Source organism: Actinoplanes sp. NPDC051537 (genome assembly GCF_055586105.1).
Genome location: NZ_JBVJIU010000004.1, coordinates 108,553 through 129,716, shown reverse-complemented (window position 1 = coordinate 129,716; position 21,164 = coordinate 108,553). Strand labels below are relative to the sequence as shown.

Genomic DNA, 21,164 nt, shown 5'->3' with positions numbered 1-21,164 from the left:
GCAAAGGTACCGCCTGCGTGTGACACAAAAGCGCTCTCGTGATACGCGCGACGAAATTGAACTCCGGGCGCCCCCGCCACCGCAGGGACGCCCGGAGTCGCATCAGGCCGTCACCCGTTGAGCGAGCAGGTCTGGAGACCCTCCGCGTTGAGGTTGGGCTTGGCGGCGTTGCGGCCGATCGCGGTCTCGATCCGGTTGATGGCGGAGAACCGCTTGCCGGCCAGCGGCCCGAGGATCGCGTTCTGGATGAAGTTGGGGCCACCCTGGCCGACGGTGCTGGCCAGCCGCTTGTTGGCCTCGGCGATCTGGGTGTCGAGCAGGTCCAGGTTGCGCTGCACCTCGGCCTGGGCCTGGGCCGGGATCGCCACGTTCACGGTGACGGCCGGGCAGTTGACGGTCGGGGCGGGACCGGTGCCGGCGGCGTTGGTGCCGGCCGCGCGTACGGTCACGCTGGTTCCGTTCTTGGCCGACGCGGCGCCGTTCGCGTTGAGCGAGCAGGTCTTGAGGCCTTCGGCGTTCAGGTCGGGCTTCGGCGCGCGGCGGCCGATCGCGGTCTCGATCCGGTTGATGGTCGAGAAGCGCTTGTCCGCCAGCGGCCCGAGGATCGCGTTCCGGATGAAGTTGGCCCCACCCTGGCCGACGGTGCTGACCAGGCGCTTGTTGGCCTCATCGATCTGCGTGTTCAAGAGCTCCAGATTGCGTACGACCTCAGCCTGCGCCTCCTGCGGAACGGCGACGTTGACGTTGACCTGCGGGCAGTTGACGGTCGGCACGCCCGCGGCCGCGTTCCCGTCGCCGTTGCCGGCCTGACCCCCGGCCGCGCCCGCTGCGCCGCCGGCCACGTCCGTCGGCTGCTGGGCCGAGGCGCCGCCGCCCTGGTTCAGCGTGCAGGCCTTGAGGCCCTCGGCGTTCAGGTCGGGCTTGGCGGCATTGCGGCCGATCGCGGTCTCCATCCGGTTGATCGTCGCGAACCGCTTGTCGGCCAGCGGCCCGAGGATCGCGTTCTGGATGAAGTTGGGGCCACCCTGCCCGACGGAGGTCTTCAGCCGGTTGTTGGCCTCGTTGATCTGGGTGTTCAGCAGCTGGAGGTTGCTCTGCACCTCGGCCTGCGCCTGCGCCGGCACCGCCACGTTGACCTTGACCTGCGGGCAGTTGACGGTCGGCACCGCCTCGTCGGCGGAGGCGACGCCGAGCCCGACGCCCACGATGGCGACCGCGACCCCGGCAACCGCGCCGATCTGCCAGCGGCGCACGTTCGTGCGGGATTTTGTGAAGCGTGACCTGGAGTACATTGGGACCTGCGCTTCCCGAGAGGGGCCGTTTTCGCGTTCGGCTGGCAATACGGGAGCGCTCCCATGGACGGATCAGCACTTAAGTAAGACTTAATACGCCCAGGTCAGGCGATGTGCGTGTCGATCGGGGTACCCAGCTCGACCGTCCGCGAGACGGTGCAGAGCCGGTCGTGCGACATCCGGGCCGCGCGCGGCAGCATCTCGCGGGCCGCGTCGCCCTCGGCGCCGCCGGGAAACGTCACGCTCAGCGAGATGGCCAGGTTGACCAGCCGGTTGCCGCCGGCGTCGTCCCGCACCTTCTCGCCGGTGACCTCGACGACGAAGCTCTCCGGCTCCGCGCGCTTGCTGGTGATGTAGTCGACGTCGGCGCCCGTGCAGCCCCCGAGCGCCGCGAGCAGCAACTCCACCGGGCTGAAGTCGGCGCCCTCCCCCGTGCCCACGGTTATCGTGCCGCCGCGGACGTTGCTCACCTCGTACCGGCCAAGGCTCGTGCGCCGCAGGGTCACCGAGCGCCGGGGATCATCCGTCATACCGGCGAACCTATCCAAAAAGATCCGCGACGGTGGTGCGCGGCCCGCCGCGAACAAGCGACGGGCCGCGCACCGTCTAGTCGGCCGCCCGCCAGCTGGTCGGGATGCCGGGCACCCCGGTCGAGTGGCGCTGGGTGCCCGCGGCGGTCATCAACCAGATCTGCGGGTCCTTCACCACCGGCGTCGGCGTTTCCGGCGGAGGCTGCTCGTCGGGTGGCGGGGGCGGCAGCGGCGCGCCGCTGCTGTACGCCAGCCACCGGCCGTCCGGCGACCAGACCGGGTCCGATTCGACCACGTCGGGCGTGTTGGTCAGCTGTCGTTTCGCGCCGGTAACCGCGTCCACGAACCACAGGTCACCCATGGCCATGACCGCGATGGTGCTGGAGCGCGGGTTCCAGGCGAGGTCGAACGCCCGGGGCAGGTCGGTCAGCACCCGCCACCCGGACCCGTCGGCGCGGTAGATCCGGACGGCGGTGTTGTCCACCGCCGCCACCCGCCGGCCGAGCGGTCCCCAGTCCGGGTTGCCGTTCTCGCCGTTGTTGCTCAGATTGAAGTAGCCGCCGGCATACCCCTGGGAGCTGACCTTCCAGATGTCCCCGCAGGACTCGAACGTGAACCAGCGGCCGTCCGGCGACCAGCGCGCACGCGAGGGCCCGCACCCCGCGTCGACGATCCGCTGGTCGTCCGTGCCGTCCGCCTTCATGGTTCTGATGCTGAAATATTGGCCCGTGTAGACGATCAGGGTGCCGTCCGGTGAGTAGTCCGGGGACGAGAGCGGATAGATCTGGTGCCCCAGGTCGGTCATTCCGGTGCCGTCCGGCCGCGCGCTGCGCAGCTCACCGGGGCTGTTGCCGTCGCCGGCATGCACGGAGAGAATCCGGCCGCCCGGAGAAGCCGGCGCGGCCGCGGTCGCCGGCGTCGCCGCGCCGGCCAGCAGTGTCACGATCGCCCCCGTGGCGAGTAGGGCTTGGTACCGATACATGAAACGGTCCTTTCGCCGCTCGATGACTGTTGCAGGCGATGGTCCCAAGAAGGGGAATCGCCTCGCAGCCCCGAGTCGGCGGACCCGCCCGTCGGAAGGGCGACACCGGCGGGAACGGCCGGAAGCTCAGCCGAGGACGGACGAGAGCCACTCGTTCCGGAACACGCCGTTCGGGTCGTAGCGCTCCACCAGCGCAGCGAAATCGCCGAACCGCGGCCACTCCGCGCGCACCGCCTCGCCGCGCGCCGTGAAGACCTTGCCCCAGTGCGGGCGGGCGTGCAGCGGCGCCAGCACCGACTCGATCTCGGCCACCACCGGCTCCACGGCCTCGGTGTCGGCGATCCAGGTGAAGTGCAGCGCGATGCTGTCCCGTTCGTAGTTCGGGCTCAGCCACAGGTCGTCGGCGGCGATCGCGCGGATCTCGCAGACCTGGAGCACCTCGGCCACGCGCGAGCGGATCGAGGCGACGGCGTCGATGGCGGCCAGCCCGTCGGCAACGGCCACATGCCACTCCGACTGCAGCTCGGCCCCGGCCGACGGGGTGAACTCCATCCGGAAGTGCGGCAGCCGCGTGTGCCACGGCCCGAGCTCGCCGGACTGGTCGGTGCTGTTCTGGGCGGGCATGCCGGGCACCGGGTGCCGCGGCCCATCGGCCGGCTGGGCTCCGAACCATGGCCCCGACATCGGCTCGGCCCGCTTCAGCCACGCCATATTGGCGTCCAAACCGGACCAGTCCGTAAATAGGCTGACACTGTAACCATCTGCCATCATTTCTGGCAAATGCGCAGAAATCGAGTCCCGCGGCACCGAGTCGTAAACGTACTGACGCAGCGAGAACGAAGGCACGACGTCGAGGGTCAGAGCCGTGACCACGCCCAGAGCGCCCAGTCCGACCACGGCCCCGGCAAGATCCGGGTGCGAGCGGTCGAGAACCACCAGCTCCCCCCGGCCATCGATGAACTCGATGCCCGAGACGGCGGTGGCGAGGTTGGCGTTCCGCACCCCCGAACCGTGCGTAGCGGTAGCAACCGCCCCGGCTACCGAAATATGCGGCAAAGACGCCGTATTGTGCAGCGCCAGCCCCAACGCCTCGAGCCGGACGGCCAGTTCCCCGTACTTGATGCCGCCGTCCACCCGCACGGAACGACGGTCCTCGGAGACCTCGACGAGACGCGGCAGCCCCGCGAGCGAGACCAGGTCACCCGACGTATCGGCCATCCGGTTGAACGAGTGCCCGCTGCCCAGCACCCGCAGCGGCCCACCGGCGGCGACCAGCGAGCGCACCTCGTCGACCGAGGCGGGGCGATGCAGCTCCCGCGCGCCGAAAACGATGTTGCCGGCCCAGTTCGTCACGCGCTCGCTCATCGCCCCAGCCTACAGTTGATCAACCCACGGTCTTGGAAAGGTACTGGTTGACCTGGGAAAGGTTGTACCGGGCGCTGTCCTCGGCGCGTTCCTCCCAGGCGAAGACGCACACCGTCGCGATCCCGTCGAAACCCACCTCGGTGAGCGTCGAGAAGAACAGGTCCCAGTCGACCTCGCCCTGCCCGATGTCCAGGTGCTGATGGATCCGGGCGGTCGAGCCCGGCGGGTTGACGATGTACCGCAGCCCGGACGACCCACGGTGGTCGAACGAGTCGGCGATGTGCACCTGTGTCAGCAACGGCCCGGCATGTTTCATGACGGAAGCCAGGTCGCCGCCCTGATGGAACGTGTGCGGCGCGCAGTAGAGGAACGACACCCGGTCCGAGTTGATGCCGCGGACCATGTTCACCCCGGCGATCCCATCCTCGATGAAATCGTCGGGATGCGGTTCGAGCACCAGCCGTACGCCCTCTCGCTCGAAGATCGGCAGCAGCTCCTCGAGCGAGCGCCAGAACTGTGCCTCGCTCTCGTCCGGCCGATCGGGGCGCCCGTTGAACTCGGAGTTCATCACGTCCACGCCGAGATCGACGGTGATCTCGATGGCCCGCTTCCAGTACCGGACGGCCGCCTGCCGCGCGTCCTCGTCCGGCCCCGACCAGCGGTACAGCGGCAGAACGGACGCAACATTGACATCTGCGGCGGCCAGCTCTCTCCGAAAGGCGGCCACGCCGGCGTTGTCGATCCGGGGGTGAAGGAAAAACGGTAGGAAGTCGTCTCTGGGCGACATTTCAATATATTCGTACCCAAGGTCCGCGACGACCCGCGGAAGGGAAAGCAGCGGAACCTTCCGCAGCATGTAGGGATCAAGGGCGATCTTCACGGCGCGGCCTCCGCGTACAGCTTCGGCTGGTCGACGAGCGAGACTTCAACCCGGTTTCCGGTACGGAGTGCGGCGACGCCCGCATCCGAGACCACCGCCGCGGCATAGCCGTCCCACGCGCTCGGCCCCAGTGGCTGCCCGCCACCGGCCAACTGGTGAACCCACTCCTGGAACTCCACGTCGTACGCCTGAAGGAAGCGCTCCCGCCAATCGGCCGGAACCGGCGCGGATGCCTTTCCCTCCCGGCGCACCGTGACGGGTGACAGCGAACCGAGCGACGCCGTGCCGTCCTCCCCCACGATCTCGCCGCGGATGTCGTAGCCGTAGCGGACGTTCACCGACGTCTCGACGTCGACCAGGACCCCGTTCGCCATCTCGAAGATGAGGAAGAGCGGGTCCTGGAGCTCGCCGCCGTGACTGCTGCGGCGCGGGACGAGCACCCGCACCGCCGCGATCTCGGTGCCGAGCATCCAGCGGACCATGTCGATCTCGTGCACCGCGGTGTCGGTGATCGCCATCTCGCCCTGGTAGAAGGGCGGCACGCTCGCGTTGCGGTGGGCGCAGTGCATCATCAGCGGCCGGCCCACCTCGCCGGCATCGAGGACCATCTTGAGCTGCCGGTACGCGAAATCGAAGCGCCGCATGTAACCGACCTGCACCAGCCGGGTGCCGTGGGCCACCTCCGCGTCGAGGATCCGCAGGCACGCCTCCTGCGTGGTCGCGAGCGGCTTCTCGCAGAAGACCGGCTTGCCCGCCGCGATCGCGGCCAGCACGTACTGCTCGTGCGTGGGCCCCCACGAGCAGACCAGCACCGCGTCCACGTTCGGGTCGGCGACCACCTCCTCGCCCGTGGCATGGACGGCGGCGCCGATCCGGCCGCCCACGTCGGCGGCGACCGCGGTGTCGACGTCGGCGACGGCCGTGACCGTCACCCCGTTGAGCACCGTGGTCAGCCGCCGGATGTGGTCCTGGCCGATCATGCCGGTCCCGATGACTCCGACCTTCAGCATCACTTGCGTCCCAACTCGTGCGAGAGCTCGGCCAGTTCGTCCCCGCCGGCCATCTGCTGGGTCAGCTCGTCCAGGCCGACCTCCTTGCGGGTCTTGTCCAGGGCGGTCCGGCCGAGCTTCAAAATCACGAAGTGATCACCCACCATGTACGCGTGGTGCGGGTTGTGGGTGATGAAGACGACGCCGAGTCCGGCGTCCCGGGCCGCGGCCACGTACTTGAGCACCACGCCCGACTGCTTGACGCCGAGCGCGGCCGTCGGCTCGTCGAGGATCAGCACCCGAGCGCCGAAGTAGACGGCCCGGGCGATCGCCACACACTGCCGCTGCCCGCCGGAGAGCGTGCCGATCGGCTGGTTGATGTCCTTGACGACGATGCCCATCTTGCGCAGTTCCTGGTCGGCGATCTCGCGCATCTGCTTGATCTTGAGGCCGGCCAGCGGGTAGCTGCCCGCGGTGAGCTCGCTGCCGAGGAAGAAGTTGCGCCAGACCTCCATCAGCCCGACGACGGCCAGGTCCTGGTAGACCGTGGCGATGCCGTGCCCGAGGGCCTCGCGTGGCGACGAGAAGGTGACCTCCTTGCCGTCCACGCGAAGGCTGCCCTCGTTGTGCGGATGCAGGCCCGACATGATCTTGATGAGCGTGGACTTGCCGGCGCCGTTGTCGCCGAGCACGCACGTCACCTCGCCGGCGTTGACCCGCAGGCTGATGCCGCGCAGGGCACGGATGGCGCCGTACGACTTGCCGACGTCCTCCATCTCGATCAGCAGGTCGCCCTTGTGCAGATGGCTGTCGGCGTGCTCGGCCAGGGTGTCGGTCATGGCTACTCCGCCCTTCGCATGGTGGACATGCGCTTCACGTACAGGTTCACCAGGACGGCGAGCAGGAGCATCACGCCGAGGAAGGCCTTGAACCAGTTGGGGTCCCAGCCGGCGTAGACGATGCCGAGGCTGGTCATACCGAAGATGAACGCGCCGATGGCGACGCCGATCGCGTTGCCGTAACCGCCGGTGAGCAGCGTGCCGCCCACCACCGCGGCGATGATGTAGAGGAACTCGTTGCCGACGCCGCTGCCGGACTGGAGCGTGTTGAACCGGTAGAGCTGGTGCATGCCCACGAACCAGCCGAGGAACGAGACCGTCATGAACAGCCCGATCTTCGTACGCACGACGGGAACGCCGACCGCACGGGCGCTGTCCGGGTTGCCGCCGACCGCGAAGATCCAGTTACCGGTCCGGGTGCGCTGGAGCGTCCACGCCGCGAGCGCGACGAAGATGATCCACCAGATCACCGAGCCCCAGACCGTCACTGAGCCGATCTTGAAGTTGGACGAGAAGATCTTCGCGAGCGAGTTGAACCCGGCGATCTGGCTGACGTCCGGGGTGGAGACGGTGCCGGTGACGAGCTTGGTGACGCCGAGGTTGGCGCCCTGGAGCACGAAGAACGTGCCGAGCGTGATGAGGAAGCTGGGAATGCCGGTCTTCATCACCAGGAACCCGTTGAGGAAGCCGATCAGCAGGCAGAACGCGAGCGAGAGAATCGCGCCGACCCACATGTTGACGCCGAAGTACCAGCAGAACATGGAGTTGGCCAGGCCGGCGGTGTAGACGATGACGCCGGCCGACAGGTCGAACTCGCCGCCGATCATCAGCAGGCCGACGCCGACCGCGACGATGCCGATCACCGATGACGTGTAGAGCACGGTGAAGAACGACTCGGCCGAGCGGAACGACGGCGCGAAGGCGATGAAGAAGAAGAAGATGATGATGGCGGCGACCAGGGCGCCGATCTCGGGACGCGCCAGGATACGGTTGGACAGGCTCAGGCGTACGCGATTGGACGGCGGCGCCGGCGCATCGACAGTGGTGGTCATGACCTCACCCCGCCTATCGGGTGTTGTTCTTGGTGAACGGAATGATCTTGTCGATGTTGTTCTTGTCCACGAAGGACGGGCCGGTCAGCACGGCCTTGCCGCCGCCGATGTCGTTGCCGTTCTTCAGGTACAGGTAGAGCGACGTGACGGCCATGTAGCCCTGGACGTACGGCTGCTGGTCGATCGAGAACTCGATCTTGCTGTCCTTGATGTCCTGGGCCGCCTCCTGGTTGAGGTCGAAGGTGATCAGCTTCGCCTTGCTGCTGGCCTGGTCCATGGCCTTGAGCGCGTCGATGGCGATCGGGGCGCCGAGCGTCACGATGTAGTCGATCGACTTGTCCTGGGCCAGCTTGGCCTGCAGCGTGGTCACCACGGACGCGTCGTCGGCGCCGTTGACCTGGATGTTCTCGGTGCCGGGCACGGAGCTCTTGACGCCGGCGCAGCGGGCCTCGAGCGCGACCGATCCCTGGGCCTGGATGACGCAGAGCGGGTGCTTGGCGCCCTCCTCGCCGATCCGCTTGCCGGCGGCGGTGCCGGCCAGGGTCTCGTCGGAGCCGAAGTACATCAGCGCGCCGAGTTTCTGGTACTGGTCGATGCCGGAGTTGAAGCCGACGACCGGGATGCCGGCGTCGGTGGCCGCCTTGATCGAGCCGGCCAGGGCGTCCGGGGTGACCAGCGTCGAGGCGATGCCGCTGACCTTGGAGTCGACCGCGCTCTGGATGAGGCCCGCCTGCTTGGTGGCGTCCGGGTCGTTGGAGTACTTGAGCGTGACCCCGGTGTCCTTGGCCGCCTGCTGGGCGCCGTTCTTGATCTTGTCCCAGAACGTGTCGCCGGGTGTCTCGTGCGTGATCATCGCGATCGTGTAGCCGGAGCTGCCGGCGGCGTTGCCACCACCGCCCGAGTTGCTGTCGGTGGTCTTCTCGCGCCCGCCGCCCGAGCAGGCGGTGGCGGCGAGGGCGACGACCGACAGGGCGGCGGCGACCTTGAGGGTGCGGCTAGGACTGATCATCGGTTATCTCCTGGGGGTAGGACGGCGGGCCGGGAGTGCAGGCCGACCGAGTTGAGATAGGTGCGGGTGCGCGTGGCGATGGGGAGTGGCACGTCGAACTCGACCGGGTACATGTCCTGCTCGACGACGACGAAGATGTCGGCGTCCAGTTCGCCGAGGGCCTCCATGACCGCCGGGATCTTGGGCTCGCCGGCCGGCGGCTCGACGCTGGCGCCCTGCGCCACCGCCTTGCCGAAGGCCAGGTCCTCCTCGACCGCCCGGGTCGCGATGGCCGGGTCCATCTGCTTGATGTGGACGTAGCCGACGCGCGCCGGGTACTTGCGGATCAGGCCGGGCACGTCGGCGCGCCGGTAGGCGAGGTGGCCGGTGTCCAGGCAGAGCGAGACGAAACTCGGGTCGGTGTCGGCCAGGAAGCGCTCGACCTGCTCCTGGGTCTCGACCTGGTAGTCCGCGTGCGGGTGGAAGCGCATGTGGACCCCGTACTCCTCGAACAGGATCTTTCCGAGGGTGTTGGAGTTGCGGACCAGGGCGCGCCAGGCGTCGTCGTCGAGCTGGGCCGGCTCGAGGTAGGCGTTGGTGTTGTCGTCGCGGTAGCCGGGCACCGGGACGAAGACCACGTTCTCGGAGCCGAGGGCGGCGGTCAGCTCGGCCACCTTGCGGCTCTCCGCGACCACCGCGTCGAAGTTCTTGTGCGGGCCGCCGACGCCGGCCACCGTGCCGCCGGCCACGGAGAGACCCCGCTTGGCGATCTCGTCGCGCAGCTGCGCCGGGTCGGTCGGCAGATAGCCGTACGGGCCGAGCTCGAGCCAGCGGTAACCGGCCGCGGCCATCTCGTCGAGGAACCGGTCCCACGGCGTCTGGCGTGGATCGTCGGCGAACCACACGCCCCAGGAGTCGGGGCAGCTGCCGAGTTGCAGGTGACGGATCTCCATTCAAACCGCCTTCAGTCGAGTCACGGGGTGGTGGCCGGGGTGGTCGGACGGGCTCAGCTCGCCGTAGGGAAGTGCAACGAAGCACCGGACGCGTGCGAGACGTGCGGCCACCGCGAGGTCACGACCTTGCCGCGGGTGTAGAACGAGACCCCCTCGGGCCCGTGGATGTGCTTGTCCCCGAACAGGGAGTCCTTCCAGCCGCCGAAGGAGTAGTAGGCCATCGGCACCGGGATCGGCACGTTGATGCCGATCATCCCGACCTTGACGCCGCGCTGGAACCGGCGCGCGGCCTCGCCGCTGGAGGTGAAGATCGCGGTGCCGTTGCCGTACGGGTTGCTGTTGATGAGCTCGATGGCGGAGTCGACGTCGTCGGCGCGCACCACCGACAGCACCGGGCCGAAGATCTCCTCGGTGTAGACGTCCATCGTGGGCTGCACCTGGTCGATGACGGTCGGGCCGACGAAGAACCCGTTCTCGTGCCCCGGCACCCGCACGCCGCGGCCGTCGACCAGCAGCTTGGCGCCCTGCCGCTCGCCGGTGCCGATCAGGTCCTCGATGCGTTGTTTGGCGGCGGCCGTGACGACCGGGCCCATCTCGCTGCGCGGGTCGCGGCCGGGGCCGACCACCACCTCGCCGGCCTTGCGCGACACCAGATCCATCAGGGCGTCGCCGGCGGCGCCGACCGCGACCGCGGCCGAGATCGCCATGCACCGCTCCCCCGCCGAGCCGAACGCCGCCGCGGTCAGGTGCTGGGCCGCGAAGTCGAGGTCGGCGTCGGGCAGCACGATCGCGTGGTTCTTGGCCCCGCCCAGCGCCTGCACCCGCTTGCCGGTGGCGCTCGCCCGGTCGTGGATGTAGCGGGCGATCGGCGTCGAGCCGACGAACGAGACGGCCGCGATGCCGGGGTGCTCGAGGATCGCGTCGACCACCTCCTTGTCGCCGTGCACCACGTTGAAGACGCCGTCCGGCAGCCCCGCCTCGCGCCACAGCTGGGCCACGTAGTTGGACGCCGACGGGTCGCGCTCGCTCGGCTTGAGCAGGAACGCGTTGCCGCAGGCGATGGCGACCGGGTGCATCCACATCGGCACCATGGCCGGGAAGTTGAACGGGGTGATGCCGGCGCAGACGCCCAGCGGCTCGCGGAAGCTGAAGACGTCGACGCCGGTGGAGGCCTGGTCCGAGTACGAGCCCTGGAGCAGCGTCGGGATGCCGCAGGCGAACTCGATCACCTCGAGTCCGCGCTGCACCTCGCCGGCCGCGTCCGAGAGCACCTTGCCGTGCTCGTCCGAGATGAGCTCGGCGATGTCCTTGACCCGGGCGTTGACCAGCTCGCGGAAGTTGAACAGAACCTTCGTGCGCTTGCTGAGCGACGCCTGGCTCCACTCCTCGAAGGCGCGCGCCGCGACCGCGACCGCGGCGTCGATGTCCGCGGCCGAGCCGAGCACGACCTCGTGCTGCTGCTCGCCGGTCGCCGGGTTGAAGACCTGTCCTCGCCGGCCGGAGTCGCCGGCGGTGAACTCGCCGCCGATCCAGTGCTCGATGGTTGCCATTTCAGTTCCGTCCTCAGAGGTACTGCCGTTGGTCGCGCTTGGCCGCGTCGTAGCGCTCGCGGGCCTCGCGCGTGGATGACAATTCGGAGATTTCCGGTACGGGCACGTCCCACCACGACTCGGAGGACGGCACCGGAGAGAGGGGGTCGGTGTCGATGTGCACGACGGTCAGCCGGTCGGCCTCCCGGGCCCGCTTCAGCCCGTCCCGCAGGTCGGCGATGGTCCGGCAGCGGATCACCGAGGCGCCCAGGCTCTCCGCGTTGGCGGCCAGATCGACCGGCAGGTACCCGCCGTCGTAGTCGTCGCCGGCGCCGCGGAACCGGTAGCTGGTGCCGAACCGCTGCGAGCCGAGCGACTCGGACAGCGCGCCGATCGAGGCGAAGCCCTGGTTCTGCACCAGCACCACGATGAGCTTGATGCCCTCGGAGACGGCGGTGACGATCTCCTGCGCCATCATCAGGTACGAGCCGTCGCCGACCAGCGCGTAGACCTCGCGCGACGGGTCGGCCATCTTGATGCCGAGCGCCCCGGCGATCTCGAAGCCCATGCAGGAGTAGCCGTACTCCACGTGGTACTGCTTCGGGTCGCGCGCGCGCCACAGCAGCTGCAGGTCGCCGGGCATGCTGCCGGCCGCCTGCACCACCACGTCGCGCGCGCCGGCCGCCTCGTTCACCGCGCCGATCACCTCGGCCTGGGCGGGCAGAGGACCCCCTCCAACCACCCCGCCACCACCCGTGACCGGACTGAAGGCCTCCTGGCCGCGGTACGTGCGGTCGACCGTCTCCTGCCAGGACGCCACATCGGCCCGGTAGTCGGTCGGGAACCGCTTGCCGCCCAGCGCCGACAGCAGCCCGGAGAGCCCGGCCCGCGCGTCGGCGACGATCGGGAACGCCGACTGCTTGACCGCGTCGAAGGCGGCCACGTTGATGTTCACGAACTTCACGTCCGGGTTCCGGAACGCCGTGCGCGACGCCGTGGTGAAGTCGCTGTAGCGGGTGCCCACCCCGATCACCACGTCCGCGTCGCGGGCCAGCCGGTTCGCGACCGGGGTGCCGGTCGAGCCCACGCCGCCCACCGAGTTCGGGTGGTCCCAGGACAGCGCGCCCTTCCCGGCCTGCGTGTCGGCGACCGGGATGCCGGTCTCCCGCGCGAACTGGTCGAGCTCGGCCGACGCCTCGGCGTAGATGACGCCGCCACCGGCGATCAGCAGGGGCTGCGACGCGTTGCGGATCGCCTCGGCCGCGCGCTCGACGAAGGCCGGTTCGGCGAGCGGCCGGGCGATGTGCCACACCCGCTCCTCGAACAGGGCGTCCGGGAAGTCGTACGCCTCGGCCTGCACGTCCTGCGGCAGGCAGACGGTCACCGCGCCGGTCTCCACCGGGTCGGTCAGCACCCGCATCGCGCCGAGCAGCGCGGCCGGCAGTTGCTCCGGCCGCCACACCCGGTCGAAGAAGCGGGACAGCGGGCGGAAGGCGTCGTTGACGCTCACGTCGTACGAGCCCGGGTCCTCGAGCTCCTGGAGAACCGGCGCCGCGACCCGGGTGGCGAAGACGTCCGACGGGAACAGCAGCACGGGCAGCCGGTTGACGGTGGCGAGGGCCGCGCCGGTGAGCATGTTGGTCGAGCCGGGGCCGATCGACGCCGTACAGGCCATCGTGGACAGCCGGTTGCGCATCCGCGCGAAGCCCGCCGCCGCGTGCACCATCCCCTGCTCGTTGCGGGCGAGGTGGTACGGCAGGTCGGCCTCGCCGGTGCGCTGCGCCTGCAACAGGGCCTGCCCGAGGCCGGCGACGTTGCCGTGGCCGAAGATGCCGAAGCAGCCGGCGATCGCGCGCTGCCGCACCCCGTCCCGCTCGGTCCACTGGTTGGCCAGGAACCGCACGACGGCCTGCCCCACGGTGAGTCTCACGGACGCGTCCTTTCCTTGCAGGTGGTCAGCGGGAGCCGATCGTCGACCGGCATCCCGGTCCAGGAGGCGCGCACCCAGCCGTGCGCCGGGTCGTCGCGCACGATCCACTCGCGCGCGCCCGGCCCGGCCATCACGTTGAGGTAGTAGAGGTCGTAGCCGGGGGCGGCCATCGACGGGCCGTGCCAGCCGTACGGGATGAGCACGATGTCCCCGGTGCGGACCTCGGCGCAGACGTCGATCGGCCGGTCGGCGTGCCCGTACACGCGCTGGAAGCCGCTGCCCGGCCCGCCGGCCGGGGAGGGCGCCACCTCGAAGTAGTAGATCTCCTCGAGGCTGGACTCGCCGTCGCCCGCCTCGTCGTGCTTGTGCGGCGGGTACGACGACCAGTTGCCGCCCGGCGTCAGCACCTCGCAGGCGATCAGGCGGTCGGCCTCGAAGCTCTCCGGGGTGCAGAAGTTGTTGACCTGCCGGCTCGCCTGGCCGGCGCCGCGCTGCTCGACCGGGACGTCCTCGGCCGGGCCGTAGCGGAACGGGAGCCGGCGGTCGGCGCGGGCGGCGGGCAGCGCGAAACGGCCGCCGTTCGGGGCCCGCACGGTGACCGTGGAGTCCCTCGGCACGTACGCGAAATCGGTCACCCGGGAGAAGACCGAGCGCCGCCCGGTGAGCGTGACCCGCTCGTCGTCGCAGGTCACGTCGCAGCCCCCGGACAGCGGCAGCACCAGCATCTCGTCCTCGCCGGTGACGAACCGGGCGCGGGCGCCGATCGGCAGGTCGAGCACGCGCAGGCCGCTGTACCGCCAGCCGGCGTTCTCCGGCGTCACCACCGCGTCGAACGGCCTGTCCGCGGTGCTGCCCCGGCGCATGAGCGGGTTGACCCGGGCCATCTGGTTTCTCATAGCAAACCCACCGCCCGGTCGACGGCGTCGGCCACGCTCCCGTTCGCCGGGTAGAGCAGCGACCGGCCGATGACCAGGCCCTGCACGGTCGGCAGCCGCAGCGCCCGGGCCCAGCCGTCGTAGGCGCCGTCGGCGTCGTCGGTCACCTCGCCGCCGAGGATGAGCGCGGGCAGCGTGGTCGCGGCCATGACCCGGTCCATGTCGGGCACGATCGGCACCTTCAGCCAGGTGTAGGCCGACGTCGTGCCGAGGCCGGCGGCCACGGTCATCGCCCGGATCATCGCCTCGCCGGTGAGGTCGTTGCGCACCCGGCCGTCGACCCGGTGCGAGATGAACGGCTCGACCATCGCCATCCGCCGGTGTGCGGCCAGGTCGGTCACCGCGTTGCCGCAGGCCTGCAGGGTGGCCACGGTGCCGGCGTCGTCGGGGTCGATGCGCAGCAGCATCTTGCCGCCCTCGTAGCCGGCGAGCGCGATGCTGCCCGCGTCGTACGCGGTGAAGCGGTCGTCCATCTCGAACGTGGTGCCGGCCAGCCCGCCCCGGTTCATCGAGCCGATCACGACCTTGTCGTCGAGCGCCCCGAGCAGCAGCAGGTCTTCCAGGATGTCGGGGGTGCCGAGCACGCCGTTGACGCCGGGCCGGGCCAGCGCCGTGCGGATCCGCTCGAGCAGGTCGGCCCGGTTGGCCATGGCCAGCGGGTCCTTGCCGGCCCGTAGCGCGCCACGGGCCGGGTGGTCGGCCGCGATGATCATGAGTTTGCCGTGCGAGCCGAGCAGGCTCTCCGGCCGGCGGCGGGCCGCCGCGGCGGTCGCGATCGCGTCCGGGCGCCGGGTGCGCGCCTCCAGCAGGTCGGCGAAGTCAGGCACGGCCGGCCCCCTCGGCGATCAGCTCGCGCACCTCGGGCTCCGTCGGCATCGCGTCCGAACAGGCCAGACGCGAGGCGACGATGGCTCCGGCGGCGTTGGCGAAGCGCATCGTCGCCTCGAGATCCCAGCCCGAGAGCAGGCCGTGGCAGAGCGCGCCGCCGAACGCGTCGCCGGCGCCGAGCCCGTTGACCACCTGCACCGGGACGGGCGGCACCTCGGCCTGGTGTTTCATGTCTGACGCCAGCACGCCGGCCGGCCCCTGTTTGATGACGGCGAGCTCGACCCCGGCCGCGTGCAGTCTCTGCGCCGCCTCGAAGGGATCCCGGACGCCGACCGCCGTCTCCGCCTCGTCGAGGTTGCCGACCGCGACGGTGGCGTACGGCAGGGCCTCGGCGTACCAGCGGCCGGCCTCCTCGCGGGACTCCCAGAACATCGGGCGGTAGTCGAGGTCGAAGACGGTGATGCCGGACTTGGCCCGGGCCTTCAGCGCGGCGAGCGTGGCGGTGCGGCTCGGTTCCTGGGACAGGCCGGTCCCGGTGATCCAGAAGATGCCGGCCGACCGGATCGCGTCGAGATCCAGCTCGGACTCGCGGATCTCGAGGTCGGGCGCCTTCGGGAAGCGGTAGAAGTACAGCGGGAAGTCGTCCGGCGGGAAGATCTCGCAGAACGTGACCGGGGTCGGCAGGCCGGCCACCGGGGTCACGAACCGGTCGTCCACGTTGAACCCGCGCAGCGCGTCGTGCAGGAACTCGCCGAACGGGTCGTCGCCGGTGCGGGTGATGACGGCGACCCGGCGGCCGTAGCGGGCCGCGGCAACCGCCACGTTGGAGGCGCTGCCGCCCAGGAACTTGGCGAAGGTGCGCACTTCGCGCAGCGAGACGCCGATCTGCTGTGGGTACAGGTCGACGCCTATGCGTCCCATCGTCAGTACCTCGTCGGCAGGCATGCGTCTCCCTCGTCGATTGCACGCACAAGAAAAAGAAAGGGGACACGCCGTGCGTGCCGGATGCCGTGCTCGTTACGGCGCGGTGAAGAAGCGTTGTCTGCCTTCGGTAATCGACCGGCGACCCTATGTTTGCTGCCCTCGATGTAATAACGTGAGGGCTCGTACGTCAATACTTTGTCCTGACAAACTGACTTGCACCATCTGAACCAGATCTTCAGGGGGAGAGATAGCCGTGACAACCGACCCGGCCTCGGTCCGTCCGGTCCACCTCGACCGGACCAGCCCGGTGCCGCTGTATTACCAGGTGGCGACCCGGTTGCAGGAGCTGATCGAGAAGGGTGAGATCGGGGTCGGCGACCGCATCGAGAACGAGGTCGACCTCGCCGAGCGGCTCGGGGTGTCCCGGCCGACGACGCGGCGGGCGATCCAATATCTGGTCGAGCGCGGCATGCTGGTGCGCAAGCGCGGGGTGGGCACGCAGGTGGTGCACCCCAAGGTCCGGCGTCCGGTCGAGCTCTCCAGCCTGTACGACGACCTGGTCGCCGGCGACCGCACGCCGCGGACCGACGTGCTCGACCTCGAGGTCGTCCCCGCCTCCGACGAGATCGCCGCGGCGCTGTCGCTCACCCCCGGCACGCAGGTGACCTGGATCGAGCGCCTGCGCTTCGCCGGCGGCGAGCCCCTCGCCCTGATGCACAACGCGATCCCGCTCGACGTCCTCGAGGTGACCGAGGCCGACCTGGCCACGCACGGCCTCTACGAGCTGCTCCGCCGGGCCGGCCACGTTCCCCGCATCGCGACCCAGGTGATCGGCGCCCGCACCGCCTCCGCCGCCGAGGCCCGCACCCTCGCCGAGAAGCGTGGCGCCTCCCTGCTCACGATGACCCGCACCGCCTGGGACGGCGGCGGCCGCGCTCTGGAGTACGGCAGCCACCTCTACCGGGCCAGTCGCTACAGCTTCGAGCTGAATCTCTCGGCGGGCTGAAAAACGGGCTTTGTCGGACGAACGACTCAGAATATGAGAAGTTACGGCGAGTTCTCGTGACTCGCCGTCCATGACAGAACGGGCGCCGGGAGTTGCCCGCCGCCCGGCCGATCCGCACGATCGTCGCGTGCGGACATCCCTCTCGATGAGTGGCGTGCAGCCGAGCGAGGCCGCCACGGCAGACCTGAGTGGCCGCTGCGTCGGCAACTCCTACGTGCTCGTCTGCCCGGTCGGGCACGGCGCGACCGGGACGGTGTGGCGCGGCATCGACCGCTCGACCGGCGAGCCGGTGGCGGTGAAGCTGCTCCACGAAGGACTGCTGCGGCAGCCCAAGCTGGTCATCCGGTTCGTGCAGGAGCGCACGATCCTGATGATGATGCGCCACGAGAACATCGTCGGCGTGCACGACCTGTTCAGCGTCGGCGGCTCGCTCGCGCTGGTGATGGACTACGTGAGCGGCGGCTCGCTGCGCAACCGGCTGATCGCGGCGGGCACGCTGCCGCCGTCCGAGGCCGCGAGCCTGCTCGCCCAGGTGGCCGCCGCGCTCACCCAGGCGCACGAGCTCGGCGTGGTGCACCGGGACGTCAAGCCCGACAACATCCTGCTGCAGGAGGTTCCCGAGGGCGACCACCACGAGGTACGCCTCACCGACTTCGGGATCGCGCGGGTGCTCGACGCCGCCGGCCTCACCACGCCGCAGGCCATCGTCGGCACGCCGCACTACATGGCGCCGGAGGCGATCCACGGCGAGGCGGAGCCGGCCTCCGACGTCTACTCGGCCGGCATCGTCCTCTACGAGCTGATCACGGGCCATCCGCCGTACGGTGGGGAGCCGCTCGCGGTGCTGCGACGGCACGTCGAGGAGACGCCGGAACGCCCGCCCGGCCTGCCGCTGCCGGTCTGGGAGCTGATCGAGTGGTGCCTCGACAAGGACCCGTCCCGCCGCCCGACGGCCGGTGAGCTGGGGGTCGCGCTGCGGGAGCTGGCCCGCCGGATGACCGGCTGTCCCGCGTTGACCTCGGCAACCCTCAACCCCGAGCTCGCGTACGGGATCACGGCGCACCTGGGACAGCCGCACCCGTCGCGCCGCCCGCCGGCCCGCCGGCGCCCCCGCAACGGCCCCCGCTCCTGGGTGTGGCGCCGCCCCGGCATGATGGTCGCGCTGGTCGCCGCCTCGATCGCGGTGTCCGGCCTGAGCGGCTACAACGCCTGGCACCTGATCGGCGGCGGCCGCCAGCCGCAGGCCACCACGCAGGCCCGGCTCCCCGGCGCGGTCGTCCCCGGCGCCGTCCCCGCGAGCGGCGGCCCCACCGGCCTCACCCCGTCCGCGCCCACGGCCGGGCAGCTCCCGTCGAAGATTTCCGGCGCCCAGCCGCCCGCCCTCGGCGGTCCCGGGGCGCTCCCCGAGCGGGTCGAGGGCGAGGCGGCGATCGCCGGCACGCCGGCCGGGACCGGGGTGAGCGCGGGCGCCGGCGCCGGCGGGGTCAAGGGCCGGGCGAAGGCCCAGTTCGGACCCTGGCGCTGCGGTGACGCGTACAGCTGGGACCTGGGTCATCCGGTTCTGGCCCGGCCCTGCCATGCGGTCGGCCCGTCGATCCGCGTGATGGGCCAGATGGAGGCGGCGCCGGGCGTGCAGGCCGACATCGCCCTGAGCGTGCGCGACGTCAAGACCAACCAGATCGCCGCGGGCCCGTTCACCTGCAAGGCCGTGATGTTCACCGACTTCGCGTTCCGCCACGACTGCGGCCCGACCGACCTGACCCCGCCCCGCGGCCACCGTTACGTGGTCGTCGAGACGTGGCAGTACACCGAGCGCCCCCTGATCCCGGGCGGCAGCGCCCAGGGCCCGGAGTTCGAGTGGTAGGCCCGCTGTGGACAACGCCGCGTTTTTGTCAGATCCCCGTGCTTGCCTACCCCCACCCAACGAGGGTGGGGGCGGTCGATGGCGACGCAGGAGAAGGCGTGGCCGGACGGTGGCCACGCCTTCTCACCTCGGACTACTGACCGTCAGACCGCGCGCCACATCCGGAAGAAGGGCGTGCCGTCCGGCAGCAGCATCTCGAACGGCTCCATGTCGACGTAGCCGGTCCGGCGGTAGAGGCGCACGTTGTTCTCGTTCGTGGCCTCGAGGTATGCCGGAACGCCCGCCGCGTCGAGCTCGTCGTGCGTCCGCTTCATGAGCTTGCTGCCCAGCCCGTGCTCCTGGTGGTCCGGGTGGACGGCCAGGAACGCGAGGTGCCAGTGCGGGTCGTGCGGGTGGTGCTTCTCGAAGAGCTGGTCGAGCGCGATGAACCGGTCGAGGTACTCCCCGGCCAGCGACCGCAGGCGCTCCTCGTAGTTCTCCGGCTCGGGCGACTCGGTCGTGTAGTCGAACCACACGGCCGTCGCCGCCAGGCCGTCGCCGGCCGGGTTGTCGATCACGTCGACCCGGCCGTACTTGTACGCGTGCTCGGAAAGCATCGCGAAGAAGTCGGCCATGACCGGCAGCCGGTCGTCCAGCGGCGGCACCAGGTAGGCGTCCGCCGCCAGGTCGAAGAAGGACAGGCTGATCAGGTGACCTACGGCGGGGATTTCGTCCTCGCGGGCCGGACGGATCTCGAAGCTCACTGGCCCTCCTGGTCTCCGGCGAGCGCAGCGGCGAACCCGCCGCGGCCCGTTCCGGTGGTAGCGCTGCGGGCCCCGAGACCGATGCCCTGGTAGACGTCGGGACGGTTGCTGCGCAGAACGAGCGCCCAGAGGATGCCGGCCAGGCTGACCACGCCGAACGCCAGCGGCACGACCCAGGTCGGCCCGCTGCCGGGCTCGACGCCGAACAGCGTCGCGATGTTGGTGAGCGTGAGGTAGCTCATCACCAGCAGCAGGACGGTGCCGAGGACCGGGGCGCCGATGCGGTGCCAGAAGTCCTCGCCCTCGGGGTGGCGGGCGAAGTAGCCGATGACCGCGACCGAGGTGACCGTGATCAGCAGCAGGACGCCGATGCCGCCGGCCGAACCGCCCCAGAAGAACATCTGGACCAGCGGGTCCCAGCCCATCACCGCGTAGAGAACGATGACGATCAGGCCGAGCGCCGACTGGGCGAGCGAACCGTTGCGGGGTGCGCCGGTGCTGGGCACCGTGCGGCCGAAGGCACGGGGCAGGACGCCCTCGCGGCCGAGCGAGAAGGTGTACCGCGAGATGATGTTGTGGAACGAGATCATCGCGGCGATCAGCGAGGTCAGGAACAGCGCGTGGCCGAGGTGCACGGCGGCGGAGCCGAGCTGGTCGGACGCGACGTTGAAGAACAGGTCCGGACCCTCGTTGCCGGCCCGGGCGATCACGTCGTCACCGGCCGCCGAGATCATCGCCCAGGAGGCGAAGCCGTACAGGATCGCGATGAGTGCGATGGCGATGTACGTCGCGCGCGGCACGGTACGCCGCGGGTCGCGCGACTCCTCGCTGAAGACCACGGACTGCTCGAAGCCGACGAAGCCGGTGATCGCCATCGCCAGCAGCGCGCCGGAGCCGGTGCCGACCAGGCTGCCCAGGTCGACGGGCGCGCTCGAGGGGTGGAAGTTCGGCGAGAAGATGTCGGCGAAGCTGAACACGACGACCAGGATGATCTCGGCGACCAGCAGGGTGGCGAGGACCCGGCCGTTGACCGCGACGTCCCGCACGCCGAGGATCGCGGTGATCGCCCAGCAGACCAGCGCCAGCACCCACCACTGGATGTCGAGGCCGAACCAGTCCTTGAACAGCGGCGACGCGATCGCGCCGAAACCGCCGTAGGCGGCGATCTGGAAGCAGTTGTACGCGAGCAGCGCCAGCCAGGCGCCGCCGACGCCGAACGGCCGGCCGATGCCCTGCGAGATGTAGGCGTAGAACGCGCCGGCGTTGGCGATGTGCCGCGCCATGGCGACGTAGCCGACCGCGAAGATCGCCAGAACCACGGCCAAGACGACGAAGGCGATCGAGACGCCGGTCAGGCCGGTGACGGCGAGACCGGTCGGCACGACGCCGGCGACCACGGTGAGGGGCGCGGCCGCCGACATCACGAAGAAGACCACCGCGGCGACGCCGAGGCGGTCGCGAGCCAGTGCCGATGACAGCTGGCTGTTCGGTGGTGATGCGGTGGTGGACACGAGGGTCTCCAGGAGGGGGTTGAG

At 70.2% G+C, this 21,164-nt stretch carries 19 protein-coding genes; 2 read left to right on the top strand and 17 right to left on the bottom strand.

What is annotated here, in order from left to right:
- Positions 1-110 precede the first annotated feature (110 nt).
- The 15 genes from ACZ6TB_RS10295 to iolC form a co-directional block, all read right to left on the bottom strand.
- Positions 111-1,253, bottom strand: a complete 1,143-nt coding sequence (locus ACZ6TB_RS10295; RefSeq protein ID WP_465552781.1) for a hypothetical protein — start codon at positions 1,251-1,253, stop codon at positions 111-113.
- Positions 1,254-1,396: 143 nt separating this feature from the next.
- Positions 1,397-1,822 (bottom strand): OsmC family protein, encoded by a 426-nt coding sequence (locus ACZ6TB_RS10290; RefSeq protein ID WP_465552779.1) that lies wholly within the window; start codon positions 1,820-1,822, stop codon positions 1,397-1,399.
- A 76-nt stretch (positions 1,823-1,898) separates the two neighbouring features.
- Positions 1,899-2,804 carry a TolB family protein gene (locus ACZ6TB_RS10285; RefSeq protein WP_465552778.1) on the bottom strand — a complete coding sequence of 302 codons (906 nt, stop codon included), beginning with the start codon at positions 2,802-2,804 and terminating at the stop codon, positions 1,899-1,901.
- 126 nt (positions 2,805-2,930) lie between these two features.
- Complete coding sequence (locus ACZ6TB_RS10280; RefSeq protein WP_465552776.1) at positions 2,931-4,169, bottom strand: D-arabinono-1,4-lactone oxidase; 1,239 nt, start codon at positions 4,167-4,169, stop codon at positions 2,931-2,933.
- 19 nt (positions 4,170-4,188) lie between these two features.
- A complete protein-coding gene (locus tag ACZ6TB_RS10275) occupies positions 4,189-5,025 on the bottom strand; it encodes a sugar phosphate isomerase/epimerase family protein (protein WP_465553644.1) in 837 nt (278 codons plus the stop codon).
- Positions 5,026-5,045: 20 nt separating this feature from the next.
- Positions 5,046-6,059, bottom strand: coding sequence for a Gfo/Idh/MocA family protein (locus ACZ6TB_RS10270; RefSeq protein ID WP_465552774.1), 1,014 nt, complete (start codon positions 6,057-6,059; stop codon positions 5,046-5,048).
- Positions 6,059-6,877 carry an ATP-binding cassette domain-containing protein gene (locus ACZ6TB_RS10265; protein ID WP_465552772.1) on the bottom strand — a complete coding sequence of 273 codons (819 nt, stop codon included), beginning with the start codon at positions 6,875-6,877 and terminating at the stop codon, positions 6,059-6,061. The genes ACZ6TB_RS10270 and ACZ6TB_RS10265 overlap by 1 nt, the downstream gene beginning before the upstream one ends.
- Positions 6,878-6,879: 2 nt before the next feature.
- Entirely contained in the window at positions 6,880-7,929 is a 1,050-nt protein-coding gene (locus tag ACZ6TB_RS10260; RefSeq protein ID WP_465552770.1) for an ABC transporter permease, read from the bottom strand.
- Positions 7,930-7,942: 13 nt separating this feature from the next.
- Positions 7,943-8,938 (bottom strand): sugar ABC transporter substrate-binding protein, encoded by a 996-nt coding sequence (locus ACZ6TB_RS10255; RefSeq protein ID WP_465552768.1) that lies wholly within the window; start codon positions 8,936-8,938, stop codon positions 7,943-7,945.
- Positions 8,935-9,870 carry a TIM barrel protein gene (locus ACZ6TB_RS10250; RefSeq protein ID WP_465552766.1) on the bottom strand — a complete coding sequence of 312 codons (936 nt, stop codon included), beginning with the start codon at positions 9,868-9,870 and terminating at the stop codon, positions 8,935-8,937. Before ACZ6TB_RS10250 ends, ACZ6TB_RS10255 begins: the two co-directional genes overlap by 4 nt.
- Before the next feature lie 53 nt (positions 9,871-9,923).
- Positions 9,924-11,420, bottom strand: coding sequence for a CoA-acylating methylmalonate-semialdehyde dehydrogenase (locus tag ACZ6TB_RS10245; protein ID WP_465552764.1), 1,497 nt, complete (start codon positions 11,418-11,420; stop codon positions 9,924-9,926).
- A gap of 13 nt (positions 11,421-11,433) precedes the next feature.
- Positions 11,434-13,329: a 3D-(3,5/4)-trihydroxycyclohexane-1,2-dione acylhydrolase (decyclizing) gene (gene iolD, locus ACZ6TB_RS10240; RefSeq protein ID WP_465552762.1), complete on the bottom strand. Its 1,896-nt coding sequence runs from the start codon at positions 13,327-13,329 to the stop codon at positions 11,434-11,436.
- Positions 13,326-14,225 (bottom strand): 5-deoxy-glucuronate isomerase, encoded by a 900-nt coding sequence (gene iolB, locus ACZ6TB_RS10235; RefSeq protein WP_465552760.1) that lies wholly within the window; start codon positions 14,223-14,225, stop codon positions 13,326-13,328. The genes iolD and iolB overlap by 4 nt, the downstream gene beginning before the upstream one ends.
- Positions 14,222-15,091, bottom strand: a complete 870-nt coding sequence (locus ACZ6TB_RS10230; protein ID WP_465552758.1) for a Cgl0159 family (beta/alpha)8-fold protein — start codon at positions 15,089-15,091, stop codon at positions 14,222-14,224. Before ACZ6TB_RS10230 ends, iolB begins: the two co-directional genes overlap by 4 nt.
- A complete protein-coding gene (gene iolC, locus ACZ6TB_RS10225) occupies positions 15,084-16,037 on the bottom strand; it encodes a 5-dehydro-2-deoxygluconokinase (protein ID WP_465552756.1) in 954 nt (317 codons plus the stop codon). Before iolC ends, ACZ6TB_RS10230 begins: the two co-directional genes overlap by 8 nt.
- A gap of 232 nt (positions 16,038-16,269) precedes the next feature.
- Between iolC and ACZ6TB_RS10220 the strand changes: the two genes are divergently transcribed.
- A complete protein-coding gene (locus ACZ6TB_RS10220) occupies positions 16,270-17,022 on the top strand; it encodes a GntR family transcriptional regulator (RefSeq protein ID WP_465552754.1) in 753 nt (250 codons plus the stop codon).
- Between the two features lie 127 nt (positions 17,023-17,149).
- A complete protein-coding gene (locus tag ACZ6TB_RS10215; protein ID WP_465552752.1) occupies positions 17,150-18,886 on the top strand; it encodes a serine/threonine-protein kinase in 1,737 nt (578 codons plus the stop codon).
- Between the two features lie 143 nt (positions 18,887-19,029).
- Here the strand turns inward: ACZ6TB_RS10215 and ACZ6TB_RS10210 are convergent, their stop codons facing one another.
- Both ACZ6TB_RS10210 and ACZ6TB_RS10205 read right to left on the bottom strand, forming a co-directional pair.
- Entirely contained in the window at positions 19,030-19,629 is a 600-nt protein-coding gene (locus ACZ6TB_RS10210) for a GNAT family N-acetyltransferase (RefSeq protein WP_465552750.1), read from the bottom strand.
- Positions 19,626-21,140, bottom strand: a complete 1,515-nt coding sequence (locus ACZ6TB_RS10205; RefSeq protein WP_465552748.1) for an APC family permease — start codon at positions 21,138-21,140, stop codon at positions 19,626-19,628. The genes ACZ6TB_RS10210 and ACZ6TB_RS10205 overlap by 4 nt, the downstream gene beginning before the upstream one ends.
- Between the last annotated feature and the right edge of the window lie 24 nt (positions 21,141-21,164).

Bases quoted from the DNA above. Each gene is read 5' to 3' on its own strand.
- ACZ6TB_RS10275 (WP_465553644.1), bottom strand. From the start codon at position 5,025: ATGCTGCGGAAGGTTCCGCTGCTTTCCCTTCCGCGGGTCGTCGCGGAC.
- ACZ6TB_RS10260 (WP_465552770.1), bottom strand. From the start codon at position 7,929: ATGACCACCACTGTCGATGCGCCGGCGCCGCCGTCCAATCGCGTACGC.
- ACZ6TB_RS10280 (WP_465552776.1), bottom strand. From the start codon at position 4,169: ATGAGCGAGCGCGTGACGAACTGGGCCGGCAACATCGTTTTCGGCGCG.
- ACZ6TB_RS10250 (WP_465552766.1), bottom strand. From the start codon at position 9,870: ATGGAGATCCGTCACCTGCAACTCGGCAGCTGCCCCGACTCCTGGGGC.
- ACZ6TB_RS10290 (WP_465552779.1), bottom strand. From the start codon at position 1,822: ATGACGGATGATCCCCGGCGCTCGGTGACCCTGCGGCGCACGAGCCTT.
- ACZ6TB_RS10255 (WP_465552768.1), bottom strand. From the start codon at position 8,938: ATGATCAGTCCTAGCCGCACCCTCAAGGTCGCCGCCGCCCTGTCGGTC.
- ACZ6TB_RS10245 (WP_465552764.1), bottom strand. From the start codon at position 11,420: ATGGCAACCATCGAGCACTGGATCGGCGGCGAGTTCACCGCCGGCGAC.
- iolB (WP_465552760.1), bottom strand. From the start codon at position 14,225: ATGAGAAACCAGATGGCCCGGGTCAACCCGCTCATGCGCCGGGGCAGC.
- ACZ6TB_RS10270 (WP_465552774.1), bottom strand. From the start codon at position 6,059: ATGCTGAAGGTCGGAGTCATCGGGACCGGCATGATCGGCCAGGACCAC.
- iolC (WP_465552756.1), bottom strand. From the start codon at position 16,037: ATGCCTGCCGACGAGGTACTGACGATGGGACGCATAGGCGTCGACCTG.
- ACZ6TB_RS10265 (WP_465552772.1), bottom strand. From the start codon at position 6,877: ATGACCGACACCCTGGCCGAGCACGCCGACAGCCATCTGCACAAGGGC.
- ACZ6TB_RS10285 (WP_465552778.1), bottom strand. From the start codon at position 2,804: ATGTATCGGTACCAAGCCCTACTCGCCACGGGGGCGATCGTGACACTG.